11 protein-coding genes are annotated in these 15,883 nt (G+C 46.1%); 7 read left to right on the top strand and 4 right to left on the bottom strand.

From position 1 onward, the window contains the following. Positions 1-9: 9 nt before the first annotated feature. Positions 10-2,694: an aconitate hydratase AcnA gene (acnA, locus tag AQULUS_RS11760; protein ID WP_232051930.1), complete on the bottom strand. Its 2,685-nt coding sequence runs from the start codon at positions 2,692-2,694 to the stop codon at positions 10-12. A 366-nt stretch (positions 2,695-3,060) separates the two neighbouring features. On the opposite strand from acnA, the gene AQULUS_RS11755 reads away from it, so the two are divergent. Continuing rightward, the gene (locus AQULUS_RS11755; RefSeq protein WP_148340462.1) at positions 3,061-3,747 is read left to right on the top strand and encodes a hypothetical protein; all 687 of its coding nucleotides are present in this window, start codon (positions 3,061-3,063) and stop codon (positions 3,745-3,747) included. An 89-nt stretch (positions 3,748-3,836) separates the two neighbouring features. On the opposite strand, the gene sixA is transcribed toward AQULUS_RS11755, so the two are convergent. Next, on the bottom strand, positions 3,837-4,301 hold the full coding sequence (gene sixA / locus AQULUS_RS11750; protein ID WP_148340461.1) for a phosphohistidine phosphatase SixA: 465 nt from the start codon (positions 4,299-4,301) through the stop codon (positions 3,837-3,839). Between the two features lie 172 nt (positions 4,302-4,473). Here sixA and AQULUS_RS11745 point away from each other — a divergent pair, with 172 nt between their 5' ends. Then, positions 4,474-6,090 carry a cation:proton antiporter gene (locus tag AQULUS_RS11745; RefSeq protein ID WP_172622864.1) on the top strand — a complete coding sequence of 539 codons (1,617 nt, stop codon included), beginning with the start codon at positions 4,474-4,476 and terminating at the stop codon, positions 6,088-6,090. A 15-nt stretch (positions 6,091-6,105) separates the two neighbouring features. On the opposite strand, the gene AQULUS_RS11740 is transcribed toward AQULUS_RS11745, so the two are convergent. Further along, on the bottom strand, positions 6,106-7,167 hold the full coding sequence (locus AQULUS_RS11740) for a nucleoside hydrolase (RefSeq protein WP_148340459.1): 1,062 nt from the start codon (positions 7,165-7,167) through the stop codon (positions 6,106-6,108). A 328-nt stretch (positions 7,168-7,495) separates the two neighbouring features. Here AQULUS_RS11740 and AQULUS_RS11735 point away from each other — a divergent pair, with 328 nt between their 5' ends. From AQULUS_RS11735 to AQULUS_RS13155, 5 genes are all read left to right on the top strand, one after another. Further along, positions 7,496-8,539, top strand: a complete 1,044-nt coding sequence (locus AQULUS_RS11735; RefSeq protein ID WP_148340458.1) for a 1,9-bis(guanidino)-5-aza-nonane synthase — start codon at positions 7,496-7,498, stop codon at positions 8,537-8,539. Between the two features lie 138 nt (positions 8,540-8,677). After that, on the top strand, positions 8,678-10,567 hold the full coding sequence (gene speA / locus AQULUS_RS11730) for a biosynthetic arginine decarboxylase (protein WP_148340457.1): 1,890 nt from the start codon (positions 8,678-8,680) through the stop codon (positions 10,565-10,567). A 4-nt stretch (positions 10,568-10,571) separates the two neighbouring features. After that, on the top strand, positions 10,572-11,642 hold the full coding sequence (locus AQULUS_RS11725; RefSeq protein ID WP_148340456.1) for an agmatine deiminase family protein: 1,071 nt from the start codon (positions 10,572-10,574) through the stop codon (positions 11,640-11,642). Then, complete coding sequence (locus AQULUS_RS11720; protein WP_148340455.1) at positions 11,639-12,538, top strand: carbon-nitrogen hydrolase; 900 nt, start codon at positions 11,639-11,641, stop codon at positions 12,536-12,538. The genes AQULUS_RS11725 and AQULUS_RS11720 overlap by 4 nt, the downstream gene beginning before the upstream one ends. A 351-nt stretch (positions 12,539-12,889) precedes the next feature. After that, positions 12,890-14,668 carry a patatin-like phospholipase family protein gene (locus AQULUS_RS13155; RefSeq protein ID WP_148340454.1) on the top strand — a complete coding sequence of 593 codons (1,779 nt, stop codon included), beginning with the start codon at positions 12,890-12,892 and terminating at the stop codon, positions 14,666-14,668. A 36-nt stretch (positions 14,669-14,704) separates the two neighbouring features. Here AQULUS_RS13155 and AQULUS_RS11710 read toward each other — a convergent pair whose 3' ends face one another. Beyond that, the gene (locus tag AQULUS_RS11710; RefSeq protein WP_148340453.1) at positions 14,705-15,673 is read right to left on the bottom strand and encodes a TDT family transporter; all 969 of its coding nucleotides are present in this window, start codon (positions 15,671-15,673) and stop codon (positions 14,705-14,707) included. Between the last annotated feature and the right edge of the window lie 210 nt (positions 15,674-15,883).

The following is a 15,883-nucleotide window of genomic DNA, read 5'->3' as shown; positions in this document are numbered from 1 at the left end:
TTATCCCCTTCACTTTAACATGCCGCGCAAGACATGCTGCAATATGCCGCCATTTTTGTAATAATCAATTTCGTTCAATGTATCAATTCGAGAAAGAAGGGTGATTTCTTCCGTGCTTTCTCCTCTGTGTATGACCGCTTTCACCTGCATGCGCGGGGTCATGTTCTCGCTCAATCCAAGAATATCGAACTTCTCATCCCCGGTCAGTTTTAATGTTTTGCGTGTCATTCCATTCATGAATTCAAGAGGCATGATGCCCATACCAATCAGGTTTGAACGGTGGATACGCTCGAAACTTTCAGCAATGACTGCAACCACACCTTGCAATTTGGGCCCTTTTGCCGCCCAGTCGCGGGACGAGCCGGTTCCGTATTCTTTACCCGCGATAATAATTAAAGGTATGCCTTCGTTCTTGTATTTCATGGCAGCATCATAGATAGGCAGCACTTCACCCGAATCAACATGCCTGGTAAAACCTCCTTCCACGTCGGGCACCATTTCATTTCTGATACGGATATTCGCGAAGGTTCCACGCATCATGACTTCGTGGTTTCCGCGGCGTGAACCATACGAGTTAAAATCCTTTACTGCCACCCCTTTGGATTGCAGGTATTTTCCCGCGGGACTATCAGGCTTGATCGATCCGGCAGGTGAAATGTGATCCGTTGTGATGCTGTCTCCGAACAAGGCCAATATTCGGGCCCCCCTGATATCGCTGATTTTATCCGGCCGGACGCCCATGGATTCAAAAAAAGGAGGATATTGAATATAAGTTGAGTCCTCGCGCCAATGATAGGTTTGTGACTCCGGGATTTTCATCGCCTGCCACTCGTCAGATCCGGTGAATATATGGGCATACGTTTCGTTAAACATGGCTCCTGTAATTTTAGCCACCTCAACGGCAATTTCCGCATTCGTGGGCCAAAGATCCTTGAGGTAAACAGCATTGCCTGCTTTATCCATTCCAACCGGCTCTCTGGTCAAATCCACCATGATGGATCCGGTTAGCGCGAATATCACGACAAGGGGAGGCGAAGCCAGCCAGTTCGCCTTGACCAGCGGATGTATGCGGCCTTCAAAATTGCGGTTGCCGGACAATACCGCCGAGACGATGAGATCCTTATCCGTTACAGATTTTTCAACAGGATCGGGCAACGGCCCTGAATTACCAATGCAGGTTGTGCAGCCATAACCAACCAGTGTGAATCCCAGCCTGTCAAGATAAGGCTGGAGTCCGGTTTTTTCCAGATACCGCGTCACTACTTGCGAACCGGGAGCAAAAGAAGTTTTGACCCAAGGTTTTCTATTCATCCCTTTTTCGACAGCTTTCTTCGCTACCAGCCCCGCCGCCACCAGCACGTCGGGGTTGGAAGTATTAGTGCAACTGGTAATGGCTGCGATGACCACATCGCCGTGATGAAGGTCGAAACCCGCTTCCGTTCTGAATGCCTGGTTTTTTTCCTCCGCGCGCTTGCTGTCGGAAAGGAGCTTATCAAAGGCTGACGTCAACTCGGAGAGTTCCACTCTGTCCTGTGGACGCTTAGGCCCGGCTAGACAAGGACGTATGGTAGCAAGATCCAACTCCAGTATGTCGGTGAAAACCGGGTCCGGCTGTTCGGGGTAATGCCAAAGGCCCTGGGTTTTGGCATAGGATTCAACCAGCGCGATAGTCTGCTCATCCCGGCCGCTCAAGCGCAGATAATTCAATGTCGCTTCATCAATGGGAAAAAAGCCACACGTTGCACCGTATTCAGGAGACATGTTGCCTATGGTAGCCCTGTCCGCGATTGATAGATGATGCAGTCCGGGACCAAAAAATTCCACAAATTTACTGACCACACCTTTTTTGCGCAACAGATGCGTCACGGCCAATACCAGGTCGGTTGCGGTGATTCCTTCCTGCAGTTTTCCTGTCAACTTCATGCCTATGACTTCCGGAATTAACATGGAAATTGGCTGGCCCAGCATCGCCGCTTCCGCTTCGATTCCTCCTACTCCCCAGCCTAGCACGCCCATGCCGTTGATCATTGTCGTATGACTGTCCGTGCCGACCAGAGTGTCCGGATAAGCATAATGTTTCCCATCTGACTCATGCGACCAAACAGCTTTGGCCAGATACTCCAGATTAACCTGATGGCAAATCCCGGTATCGGGAGGCACAACGCGGAAATTCTGAAATGCCTTTTGTCCCCATCTCAGGAATTCATAACGTTCATAGTTTCGTTCCATTTCCATCTTGGCGTTTATCATGAAAGCATCGCTTTCAATAAATTGATCGACCTGGATGGAGTGATCAATGACCAGATCTACCGGAGAAAGCGGATTGATTCTTTCAGGATTACCTCCCAGCTTTTTTATCGCGTTGCGCATGGCCGCAAGATCCACAACAGCCGGAACCCCCGTGAAATCCTGCATTAATACCCTGGCTGGACGATAGGCAATTTCACGATCCGAGGATTTATGTTTAAGCCAGTCAATGAGCGCGGTAATGTCTTGCACGGTTACTGTGTGCCCATCCAGATGCCGCAATAAATTTTCCAACAGGATTTTTAAAGTCACAGGTAATCGTGACAACCCCTTGAGGCCTGCTTTTTCAGCCTCAGGCAGGCTGAAGTAATAATAAGACTTTCCGTTGACATTTAGGATTTGCTGCGTCAGCTGATGAAAATTGGTCTTCAGTTCCAGTTTCTCCATTTCATGATGCTTCAAAGGCTCATGACCAACCGCAGCCCAGGAAGGAGGATCGCTGGCAGGAAAAGATTCTTCCGATGCTTCATCAACGACAGCCTGATCATGTTTTTGATTGCGAATAAAGCGGTTGATCCAGTCTTTAACCATGCCCATTAGAATTCTCCATTTCAGCCATTTAATATCCCAAACAGGTCATAACGGTATTTTAACTCTTTTTCGCAAGCCTCACAGCGAATTCCAGACTCCAACAATCATCACGCGGTCCTAATTAATTGATTTATCGGCATTAACCTCCTGCCTTGTTCTGCCGGCACGTTGAACTTGATCTATAATTAAATCGAGGAAATGACAAAAAACAGTCGGTCTTGAATGCAATCTCGCATAGCGCAACAGTATCCGGGTGAGGTGACTGAACCAGTGACAGACAAGAAGAGATTTTTCATATTACTGGGGTACGCCCTGGTCACAGGCGCAATCATCATTTTATTATTGATGGGCGAAAGCGGCAGTTATGCCTCGCAATTAAAAGACTCCAGGGGATTCCCTATTACGCAAACGCCAGGGTCCTCATTCGGCATGCCGCCAGTCAACACCCTTTCACCAATAGGCGCACCCCTGGTGACACTTCCACCCGTTATCAGTCAGCCGGGACAGACAATCAAGGCAAATAGCCACGCCAGCCCTTACCGTCATTCAAACGCGCTTTTCTTTTATTTCAATGCCGATGGATATCCTTATCTTGCCACGCCGACAGAAGATGACTTTTTTTACTATTCCTCTATGACAGGCTATGCCGCGGGTGGAAATGCACCCGATCCGGAAAACAGTACGTTTGCGCCGCCTTACGGCAAGTGGGTTGCCGCCAGCAACGGCTTTGTTCCGGATAAAGCATTTGTCTACCAGGCGGAAGATCCGGTGCCTACTTTCTACTGCCGCGGGCAGTATAGATACAGGATATTTTACGGGGTTCTCACTCCAAACGCAGGCTGTTTCATTGAAGATCAGTCAGCCATTATCCGCTTGAATGACTACGAGGTCTTGATAAGCAAATACTAAGCATGGAACCATATCAACTGTCAGCTCATTTTTAATGCGCCATATCATGTTCGTGAACGCTGACACCGCATCATATTGACGTCCGTTGGCTACACAAACATACGTGGACACAAGACCCAATCGACCATCCACCGATCCGTATCATATTGCTCCAGGCAGACAAGAGTACCAGGATCAAAATGAATGACTTCCCTGTTTTCATTGCCTGTCAGCAGCTTGCCCGTCAACCTTCCCATAAACGGCAAGTGGCCCACCACCAGAACGTCATCACTCCATTGGCTGATTTCATTTGCAAACGCAATCACATCATCTTCAGGCTTCAGGCCGGCATGCGCCTGGGGCAGTTGATCGCTCTGGATTCCCTGTGATATGAGTTCAGCAGTTTGCTGCGCCCTGAATTTGCCGCTATGAAGGATATTTGAAACTCTCAACTGCGAAGGAATGAGAAAATTGGCAATATTCATTACCTCTCTCTTGCCCGCATCCGACAGCACATCCATACGTTGATTCGTGTCCATCAGATAGTCTCCATGACGCATCAAATACAATTTCATGCTTCACCTCTTTGTTATGACGCGAATGTATCCCTCGTCAGTTTTGAACTCCAAATCCGCCTCACTTGTCAGAATACTCTTGCGGAAAAAACGACAAAAATCAATTCAGATTTACACCGCCCCGCCCTTGGGTTAAAAATGAGGGTACAAACAGAACGTAATGGACATACTAATGGGCCAATATGTCGTCTATATGTGGCTGCTGGGCGTCATCGTTATTGTCGGCATGGCAGCGAAAAAGACACCAGCTCCGGCACCGTTGATTCTGGTTATCACCGGCATGGTACTCAGCTTTGCTCCTCATTTTTCAGATATCCGGCTTCATCCCGACATCGTGATGAATATATTCCTTCCCCTATTAGTCTATGAAGCCAGTGTTTATCTCTCCTGGCCGGATATCAAACAAAATCTGCAGCCGATTATCCTGTTGTCAATCGGCCACGTCGTTTTTATCACTATTTTGGTTGCCATTGCGGCGCACGCCTTGATACCGGGATTAAGCTGGCCATTGGCGCTGGTTTTGGGTTCCGTGATTTCCCCGCCCGATGATGTCGCCATCATTTCCATTGCGGAAAAAATTCAGATACCGCAAAAAATCGTCACCATTCTGTCTGGCGAAGGCTTGCTGAACGATGCGACAGCATTGATCATTTTCCGGTTTTCACTGGCGGCGGCGCTGACAAATGAGTTTTCCGCAGTTGACGCAATATCTGATTTTTTTACCGTGATCGCCTTGGAGTCATTATACGGAATTGTGCTGGGCAATATTCTGGGCAAAATAAAATTGCAGCTCCTGGATCCAAAAATCCATGTTCTGTTATCTATCTTGTCGCCATTTCTGGCATATCTGCCAGCCGTCAAACTTGGCGGCTGCGGTGTGATCGCGACTGTCGTGACCGGCTTTGTGGTCAGCCATCATTATCAGGAGCGCTTTTCACCGGAAGTCAGATTGCTTTCGCGCGCCATCTGGGAAACCCTTGGTTATGGGTTGTCCAGCGTCTTGTTTCTCCTTGTAGGACTGCATTTTCAGATCACTCTGGACAAGATCGCCCTGATTCCTTTTAAACAGCTTTGGCTATATGCGACTGTTATTACCCTGATCGTCATTCTTGGCCGTTTTGCCTGGGTATTTCCCACAACTTATTTGCCGCGACTCCTCTTTCCTTCACTGGTGAAAAATAACCTTCCCCCCTGGCAATTCCCCTTTATCGTGTCATGGTCAGGGATGCGCGGCGGAATTTCTCTCGCCGCAGCCCTTTCAGTTCCTTATCTCGCCACCCATATTGGCGATACAGACTTGCGCTATCTCATCATCTTTCTGGTTTTTTGCGTGATTACCGCGACATTACTCCTTCAGGGCATCTCATTACCCTGGCTGCTCGAAATAATCGGAGCCAGCCATATCCGCAGCCGTGAAAAAGGAGATGAGCATTTATGTGAATTTATAGCCAGGAGTGAAATGACCAACGCCGTCCTGCGCTGGCTGACAGATTACAAAGCACAACTAAAAGAAGATCGCAACACGCTGCACGAGGTCAATCTGCAGCTACTTGAGTACCGCGCACTGAAAAAGCGCCTGGAAGAAATCATTCATCACGACGATGCCGATTATCATCTGCGCAAAACATCCAAATACAACGCAGCCATGTTCGTCTTCGCCCAAATAATCGAAGTCGAACGCACTGCGCTTATTCAACTCTGGCGTGATGGCAAGGTAACTTTCAAAATCAAGAATAAGCTTCTGGAACAACTGGACTTGCGTTCGAAACGCTACGCCCAATCGGTTTGATGCCTCTTTGCATGATTATCCGCCGCGGTTTTCGCTATAAAGTAAAGTGGACGGCATCTTGTTCAACGTGCTGACCAGCAAGTACTTGAACCGGGCGCTGTCGACCTCCCCGGCTACCCGTATATTTTGACCCGTTGATTTATCCACCATGGTTGTCCCTGAGCGGATTTCAGGAGCCAAAGCCACCTTAAGCGGCAGCATATCAAACGAGGCAATGGATTCATCAGCGGCGATAACTGCCGCCAGAGGATCCCAGAAATACCACTGGTTGGACTGCAAAAATTTCATGTTTCGTTTGAGCAGGGCATAGACAAATTTAGCCGCCTCGGAATGATGCCGCTTCTTCAGCATATTATAGAAATCCATCGCTATGGGAAGCTTGTTTGAAGCATCCAGCGGCACGAGAATGATAGGAATATTCTGGTTGAACACCATGGATGCCGCCTGAGGATCCAAATAAATGTTCCATTCGGCAGTCACGTTCTGATTGACTGACCCGGAGTCGGATAAATTGCCAGGCACCCTCACGGCTCCGCCCATGATGTAAATTGCCTGGATGCGATTCTTGATTTCAGGTGCTTTCTGCAAAGCTTCAGCAATGTTGGTCAACGGACCAATCGCAAGAATGGTGACCGGCTGCCGGGACGCTTTAATCGTGCTGATCATCAAATCAACGGCCTTGAGATCCGAAATGGCATCCACTTTGGGCAACAGGCTGGCAGCGCCGGCAAGTGTATCGGACTCATCCAGCACGGATTGCGGAAAATGATGCTTCCCGCCCAGGGGACTTAACCTGCCGCAATCCACCGGAATCCGGGTCCGGTTCATCAGTTTGAGCAGCCCCATCATGTTGCGCAAGGCCGGAAGACAATGTGCATTGCCCGTACTGGCGATAGTGATGGCTTTTATGTGGATATCCGGTCGCTGCAGCAAATACATAATGGCAATGACGTCGTCAACACCTGCATCCGTGTCTATGATAAAAGGCCGCGCCGCATGAGCAGTGGCATTCATGCACGTCAACAATAAAAAGCCCGTGAAAACCCCCTTGATCCAGGAAACCATTCGGTTCAGCATGACTCGTCCGCCTTTGCTTCAATAAACAAACGCGTTAGTTTGCCATGAAATGAGAAATATCCCTAGAAAAATGCTCGCTGAAATGATGCTTGGCGCGCCGAACTTTGTCTGAAACCCGCCGGATAACGCATGCCAATCCTGCATACCGGCGATCTCGCGTATCTGCCGGCAGAAAACTCGCCAGACATCCGCCGCCGGCCATGCCTGGCAAAAAATGCCGCTGAATGAGGGACAGACATGACATTTTTCTTGCAAATGAAATCGATTTTTGCATAATACATTTTTTGAACTTTTACATGATTATTAACCAGATTTGGAGAGCATCTTGATGGGAAAAAACAAGACAGAATTACTGTCCACCGAAGTGCGTCACCTTGACATCAAAAAATTTGATTTTGTTACTTTGATCGATCAAATGCAGGATACTGCCTTTCAAGCCAGGAATTTAGCTCGGGCTGCAAAAATATACGAGCAGATGTTGACGGATCAAAATTGTGGAGTAATTCTTTGTCTTGCCGGCTCGCTGGTCAGCGCGGGCCTGAAAAAAGTCATATTGGATCTGATAGATAACAACATGGTTGATGCCATTGTCTCCACCGGCGCGAACATTGTGGACCAGGACTTCTTTGAAGGCCTTGGTTTCAAGCACTATCAGGGATCACCTCATCTTGATGACACACAGCTGCGGGAAATGGCCATTGACCGTATCTACGATACGCTCATCGATGAAGACCAGCTTCGAATCTGTGACGATACCATATGTCAGATCGCGGACAGCCTTCCTCCACGCGCCTATTCTTCTCGTGAATTTATCAGTGAGATGGGCAAATATCTGGAGAAGCATGGCAAGAACAAGGACTCCATCGTCTTGCGCGCCTATCAGAAAAGCATACCCGTTTTTGTACCCGCTTTTAGTGATTGCAGCGCGGGCTTCGGGCTGGTGATGCATCAGGTGGCGAAGCCGGACAGCCATGTCAGCATCGATTCCGTCAAGGATTTTCGTGAATTGACCCAGCTCAAGATTCATGCCGGGGATACCGGTTTGCTCATGATAGGCGGCGGCGTGCCCAAGAACTTTGCTCAAGATGTTGTCGTGGCGGCTGAATTGCTAGGCGCGGAAGTTCCCATGCACAAATATGCCATCCAAATCACCGTAGCGGACGAAAGAGACGGTGCCTTGTCCGGTTCCACTTTGCGCGAAGCCTGTTCATGGGGCAAAGTCTCTGTGGTCCACGAACAAATGGTATTTTGCGAGGCAACCATTGCCCTGCCGCTTATTGCAGGCTACGCCTATGGTAAAGGATCCTGGCAGTCACGCCAGGCGCGCTCGTATAGCAGCTTATTTACCAGCAAACAGCGCGAGCTAGCGTAACATTAACCACTTAACGCCTGGCTTTACAACCGTCTGCTCTGCACGGCCTCTTCGGTGTTCCCGGACTGGCAATAGCGGAGCAGGCGGTATGGCGCATTTGGCGGCCAGGCTGACCTTTACTAACAGGCAGTAAACACTATGACTGAATGGTCCATACAACAAGCCCGGGAACTTTACCATGTCGCCCATTGGAGCGACGGCTTTTTTGATATCAGCGAGCATGGCACCCTGCGCGTACAGCCCAATGGTTTAAACGATCAGACCAGCATTGATTTAAACGAACTTGCTCAAACGATCAACGCTTCCGGAATCAGTTTTCCTATTTTGCTCCGATTCACTGATATTTTGCGCAAGCGCATCCAAGTCCTGAACGAAGCGTTTGTTAATGCCATCAAAAGCCACGACTATCAGGGCAAGTATCTGAGCGCCTACCCTATTAAAGTCAACCAGCAGCGTCATGTGGTCGAATCCATCCTGCAAAACGGCAAAGCGCCCGTTGGGCTTGAAACCGGCAGCAAGCCGGAACTGCTGGCTGCATTAGCCATGCCCTGCGAGCACATGCCAGTCATTATCTGCAATGGCTACAAGGACCGTGAATATATCCGCCTTGCCCTTATCGGGCAGCGGCTGGGGCATCAGGTTTATATCATTCTGGAAAAATTTTCCGAGCTCGGACTCGCGTTGGAAGAGGCGGACAAATTGAACATCGAACCCTGTCTGGGTGTGCGCGTCAGGCTTACATCAGTCGGCGCCGGCAAATGGCAGGAATCCGGCGGTGAAAAATCCAAATTTGGATTCTCGGCACCCCAGCTGCTGCAAGTGGTTGAAACGCTGCGAGCAAAAAACCGGCTGAACTCGTTGCGTGTCCTGCATTTTTTCATGGGATCACAACTGGCCAATATTGCGGACATTCAACGCGGCATGCACGAAGGCGTACGCTATTATGAGACTCTGCGAAAATTGGGCGCGCCCATTGATACCATTGACGTTGGCGGCGGATTGGGCATTGATTACGAAGGCACCCGCTCACGCAGTTTCTGTTCGATGAATTACAGCATCCAGGAATATGCCAATAATGTTGTCTATACCATTTCCGACATGTGTAACCAGCATGATCTTCCCCATCCGCAAATTGTGACCGAGTCCGGCCGCGCCATCACGGCGCATCATGCCATGATTATTACCAATATCATCGCCAGCGAACCTCCCTGCGAAGCCGCGAATCTATCATCTCCGGAAGAAGATCAAGCCTCTATCCTGCATGATTTGTGGGAGAGTTATATTAATTTGTCCGAAAAAACCGCCCTGGAAAGCTATCACGACGCCTGTCACTGGATGTCAGAAGTCCATACCATGTACATTCACGGCCTGATGGATCTGAAAGAGCGGGCTTATGCAGAACAAATCTATTATGCCATTTTTTCCAGACTCCGCGGGGTATTAAAGCCTTCCATCCGTGCTCATCGCGAAATTATTGATGAACTGAATGAAAAGCTGGCGCACAAATTTGTATGTAATTTTTCATTATTTCAGTCTCTGCCCGACGCCTGGGCGATCAATCAAGTATTCCCTATCATTCCATTGTCAGGACTGGACCAGCAACCGACGCTGCGGGGCATCCTGCACGACATCACATGCGATTCGGACGGCCGCATTGACACATACGTCAATAATTATGGGCTGGAAAGCACCTTGCCGCTCATGCCGCACGATCCCGCCAAGCCTTATTTGCTGGGCATATTCCTGGTTGGCGCTTATCAGGAAATTCTGGGTGACATGCACAATCTTTTCGGCGACACCCACTCCATTCACCTGGAATTGCAGTCTGACGGAAGCTATCAGCTTACCAATGCCATGGACGGCGATACTGTCGAATCCTCCCTGCGTTACGTCGATTTTAACGGCGATGACCTTCTGCAATCCTACCAACGACAATTACAAGCTGCCAAGCTTACTCCCGCCGAGTGCGAAGAATTTTTGTCCGATTTGTCCACTGGATTGAAAGGTTATACGTATTTTGAGGAGTAATCGCATGCTCAATATCATGTCTGAGTCCGACCTGCACTGTTATTTGCCTCCTGAATGGGCGCCGCAAAGCGGTGTCATGATTACTTGGCCGCATGCTGAAACCATTTGGGCTGAGACACTGGATGATATTGACCAGGTACTGGCTTCTGTCGCATATCATGTTACACGGCAGGAAAAATTGGTGATCAGTTGCTATGACCAGAATCATGTCAGACATATTCAAGCGCTGCTGCTGAATGCGGATGCCAGACTTGACCAGGTATCCATGCACATTTCACCGTGCGATGATATCTGGGTGCGCGACCACGGGCCAATTTCGGTTTTCCATCAACGCCATCACGAACCGTTGCTGCTAGACTTCCTATTCAATGGATGGGGAAACAAATATCCGCATGCCAACGATAATGAAATTACCCGCTCCATCCACGCGCAACACGCTTTTGGCGGCACCTTGCTCCAATCCATCAATATGGTGCTGGAAGGCGGCGCGATTGAGGTGGATGGTAAAGGAACGTTGCTGACAACAAGCAGCTGTCTGTTGTCAAAAAGCCGCAACGCCCACCTGACAAAAGAAGCCATTGAGCACAATCTGCGGCAGCTTCTTGGCGTCGAGCGTATTCTGTGGCTGGACCATGGCTATCTGGCGGGTGATGACACGGATGGACACATAGACACCCTCGCGCGATTCACCGACCCGCACACCATCTGTTATATTCGTTGCAATGATCCCAACGATGAGCATTATTCCGCTTTGAAAAAGATGGAAGAACAGCTGCGCACGTTTACTGATTTCCAGGGAAATCCCTATCGTCTGGTTCCGCTGCCATGGCCCCGGCCACGGTATGCTGATTATGACGGAAGGCGCCTGCCGGCCACTTATGCCAACTTTCTCATCATCAATGGCGCCGTCCTGGTGCCCACTTACGACGATCCGGCTGATGAAGAAGCACTGGCAACACTGGCTGACTGCTTCCCCGACAGGAAAATCATTGGCATTCATTCTTTACCCGTCATTCAGTGGTATGGAAGCATACACTGCATGACCATGCAGCTGCCTCTTGGAGTATTGTCATGAAATCTTCTCCCTCTCAATTACGAGTCGCGATCGTTCAGCAAGTCTGTGGTTCTGAGCGCGAAAAAAACCTGGCGGCGACACTGGACGCCATTCATAAAGCGGCGGAGAGCGGCGCCAGATTGGTGTTACTGCAGGAGCTGCACACAAGCCTGTATTTTTGTCAGACTGAAAATCCGGCATTATTTGACCTTGCAGAAGCGATTCCCGGCCCAAGCACACGCACGCTGGGTGAAATCGCGCGCAAGCTGAACATCGTCATTGTCGCGTCATTATTCGAAAAACGCGCGGTTGGACTCTATCACAACACGGCTGTCGTGATTGAGGCCGATGGTGAAATTGCCGGATGCTATCGTAAAATGCACATACCGGATGACCCCGGTTATTATGAAAAATTTTATTTCACTCCGGGAGACCTGGGATTTCAACCCATTCAGACTTCCGTTGGCAAACTAGGTGTTCTGGTTTGCTGGGATCAGTGGTACCCGGAAGCCGCGAGACTCATGGCGCTGGCCGGTGCGGATTTATTACTTTATCCAACCGCTATAGGCTGGGGCACACAAGAAAGTGACGAATCAGAGAAACAGCGCCAACGCAGCGCCTGGATGCTCATCCAGCGTGCTCATGCGGTTGCGAATGGCCTCACTGTACTCGTTGCAAACCGCACAGGATTTGAGCCTTCCATCCCTGGTTCCTCTCAAGGCATTCAATTCTGGGGATCAAGTTTTATCGCCGGTCCCCAAGGCGAAATTCTGTCGGAAGCAAGCCAGGATCACCCGGAAATCCTCATTGCCGACATTGATCTGCTAAGACATGAGAGTGTCAGGCGCGGATGGCCGTTTCTGCGAGATCGTCGGATCGAAAATTATCAAGGCATCACACAGCGCTATCTGGATTAATCACACCGCCAGCATGAGTGTTGTGTCAGGGATAAAATCCCTGATCACATGGATGAGACGTTTTGATAAGCCTTCCCATTTTAGTGCACCTCGTCAGCAGGCATTCGTAATTTATCAAAAATTTTACTAATGCAGTATACTCATTCAGGAAGCGTTTACCGAGGCGTTGAAACATTTACCACTCAAGAAGCTCATTTAACAGCAGAAAACCAATTTGATTAATTCTGACCAACATGGGCAAGATATGAGCACCCTCTTAAATAATTAGTTTTCAGAGTATTTCAATTAATCAATTGCTGTATAATCAATGTGGACATAATTTACTTTAGACAAGGACAATTGCAACAGGTTATGTCAGCTGACAATTTGGTAACACAATTGAAACAATGTCATCTTTTTTCATCCCTGCCAAAACATGAATTTAATTCATTATCAGACTTCATGCAAAAAATTCATCTGAAAGAGAATGACTTTTTATATCGCCAAAATGAACCTTCAAATTTTTTATATATCATCGTGAAAGGTAAACTCACAACATTAGTCAAAGGCATTGATAGTGAATATTCCAGCATAGATGTAATACATCCTGGTGAGGTTATTGGCGAATTGGGAGTTTTATCTGGCGAACCTCGCAGTCTGTCTGTCATGGCATTAACAGATGCTGAAATCATCAGTCTTCCAGGTGAAATTTTCAGAAGTCTGTGCGAACGGTATCCATCCATGTTGATGACCATCATGAGTCCTGTTTTAAAACGCGCGCATAAAGCCATTCAAGTTATTGAAGGGAATTTTTCTTGTAAATATGTACTTATTTTTCCTATTCATACCAACGTCAATCTCAATGAGGTAATAACTGTTTTAATCAAAAACCTCAAAAATCATAAAAATATTTATTTTGCGGTAGATACACATGAATCAGTGGAAGAAATGTTAAATCAAAATAGCCATCTTGAAGGAAAATATGAATTAATTGTCATCCTTTTCAGAAAATTCATGCAATTTAATAATCCCTTGTTAAAAGGTAAGTTAAATAAGGTTTATTTCGTTACTCATGAAAGTTCTGACACAGGCTTTGATCAGGAAAATATGCGGCATCTAGTGGATACGGAAAAGATATTTAATGTTAAATACGAACTTATTCTGCTACATAATAAAATACTCAACATCGCTGAAAACACCAAACATTGGCTGACTCTTGCTAATTTTTCATCTCATCATCATTTTCATCTTGGCGATAATGATGATCAATTACGTTTTACTCGGGTCATTTCAGGAAAAAGAATAGGCCTGGTCTTAGGTGGCGGCGGCATTAGAGGATGGACACATATTGGCGTGTTAAAAGCCCTGGAAGAAATGAAAATTCCAATCGATGCTATTGGCGGCACAAGCATAGGGGCATTAGTGGGCGCATGTTATGCCATGACGCGCAATTATCAGATCACTCATGATCTATTTCAAAAGCTCACCAATATTATTTCTCTTATGACATTCGTAAAAGAAATCACATATCCTCTTATATCATTTTTTAACGGCAAGCATGGGACAAACATTTTACAGGAAGTATTTAAAGAACATTATATAGAAGATTTATGGATACCATATTTTTGTATCTCTGCTAATCTTTCAACACGTGAAGACGTGATACATAGCACCGGTCTGTTATGGGAAAAATTACGGGCAAGTAATTCATTACCCGGAATTGTTCCGCCAATGGTGATAGACGGACAGTTACACTTTGATGGCGGCCTGGTAAATAATCTTCCAGTCGATCGTATGAAAAATTTGTTAGGAGCAAATTGCAAAACCATTGCCAGTCTGTTAACAAATTTCAAACCAGATGAAACTAATTATGTATTTCCGCCTATATTAGGATTAACTAGCAGCATATTTTATAAAATGGGTCTAAATCATGGCGAATATGTGATTCCGCCAATACTTGATACTTTTATTCAATCAGTATTAATGGGTTCGTCATTAAATGAAAAACATACACTTGCGCTAGCAGATGTTGTGATCAACATGGATTTTATTAATAATTCAATTTTATTTCTCAAAAATCTGAAGCCTGATCAATTAATCCAATCAGGATATGAAGCGGCATGCAAGAAGTTATCTGGTTTTTTGAGATAACTGACAGAATCGCAATAGTGATCTGATTTTTATTTTTTATAATGAATTATCCCCACTCTGGCGGGCACGAATAATCAATTCATTATATAAAAATAAAATAATTTCAACCAACAAGAAACCAAGTACGACATATTGACCATATTGTGATATCGCGATCGTAGCTGAGGTTTCTAATAAATGATAATTCAAAATTGAGAATGTAAACGTATAATACATACAATAAGTAAAAATACGCGACCACTGTGATACCTTATAAACAAAAATACCGCCCTTCCATCCTGCAATTCTTATCTGGTAAATTACCTTTATTAAACTTATTCCTTCAACTAAAACGAATAGGCATGTGGCTGACAGCCAGGTATAAATAATGATCTTATCGTTAATTGAGTATGTTAATGTGCTTGCTAGTCCTGTTATGGATAAAGCGCCATGAATAATACTGTTAGTATTGCTCCAACCTAATATCAGGCGCTTGAATTTTATTGATAAAAAAAATCTCGAAATCATCACGATGCCGATCAAATAAAAAAAATACCCAAATATAATTAGAATTTGATTAATAAAAATTGGAATCTTATGTGACAGGGAATTAATCAATAATACAATTGATTGAGTACTGACAGCGGATAATAAAATAACTCCATTACATATTTTCTTTTTCTTATACAAAAGAAGAGCGCCATTGGCAAATACCAGTTTTAAATAAAATAACCAAATAGCAAATGCTAATAATGCAATAACCCATATAATAATATGCCATGAAGGCAGTTCTGCTAAAAATAAAATAGCCAGCACTGAACAACCAGCAACCCAAGTGCCAATACCGAATTGATTGGTTATGGATTTAATGAAATAACTAAAATTTCCGTCCAAATAACTGCCAATATAAAACCTGACCAAATGCAGCCATATAATAAATAATTCCAAGGTGATTAATTGCGATATTAACTTATTAGAGAAAGGCAACTGTTTTAATGCATCTAATGAAAATACTCCAATTGTCATTACAATACTTCCACTTGCAGTATTAAAATGCGCTGTCTTAATAAAGCGGCATATTATTTCTGACAAGACAAGAAGAATAAAAAAATAAATGACAGGATTGTTTAACGATGCAGTATACAAGATAATATGCTGCCGTTTTTTATGACGTTTTATGTAAAATTTTATTACCTTTGCCCTTTAATCGCATCATGACCTCCATTTTTTTATGAT

The sequence above is a fragment of the Aquicella siphonis genome (assembly GCF_902459485.1).
Classification (GTDB): domain Bacteria; phylum Pseudomonadota; class Gammaproteobacteria; order DSM-16500; family DSM-16500; genus Aquicella; species Aquicella siphonis.
Note: the sequence above shows the minus strand (reverse complement) of the source record. Positions and strands in the feature narration are given on the sequence as shown.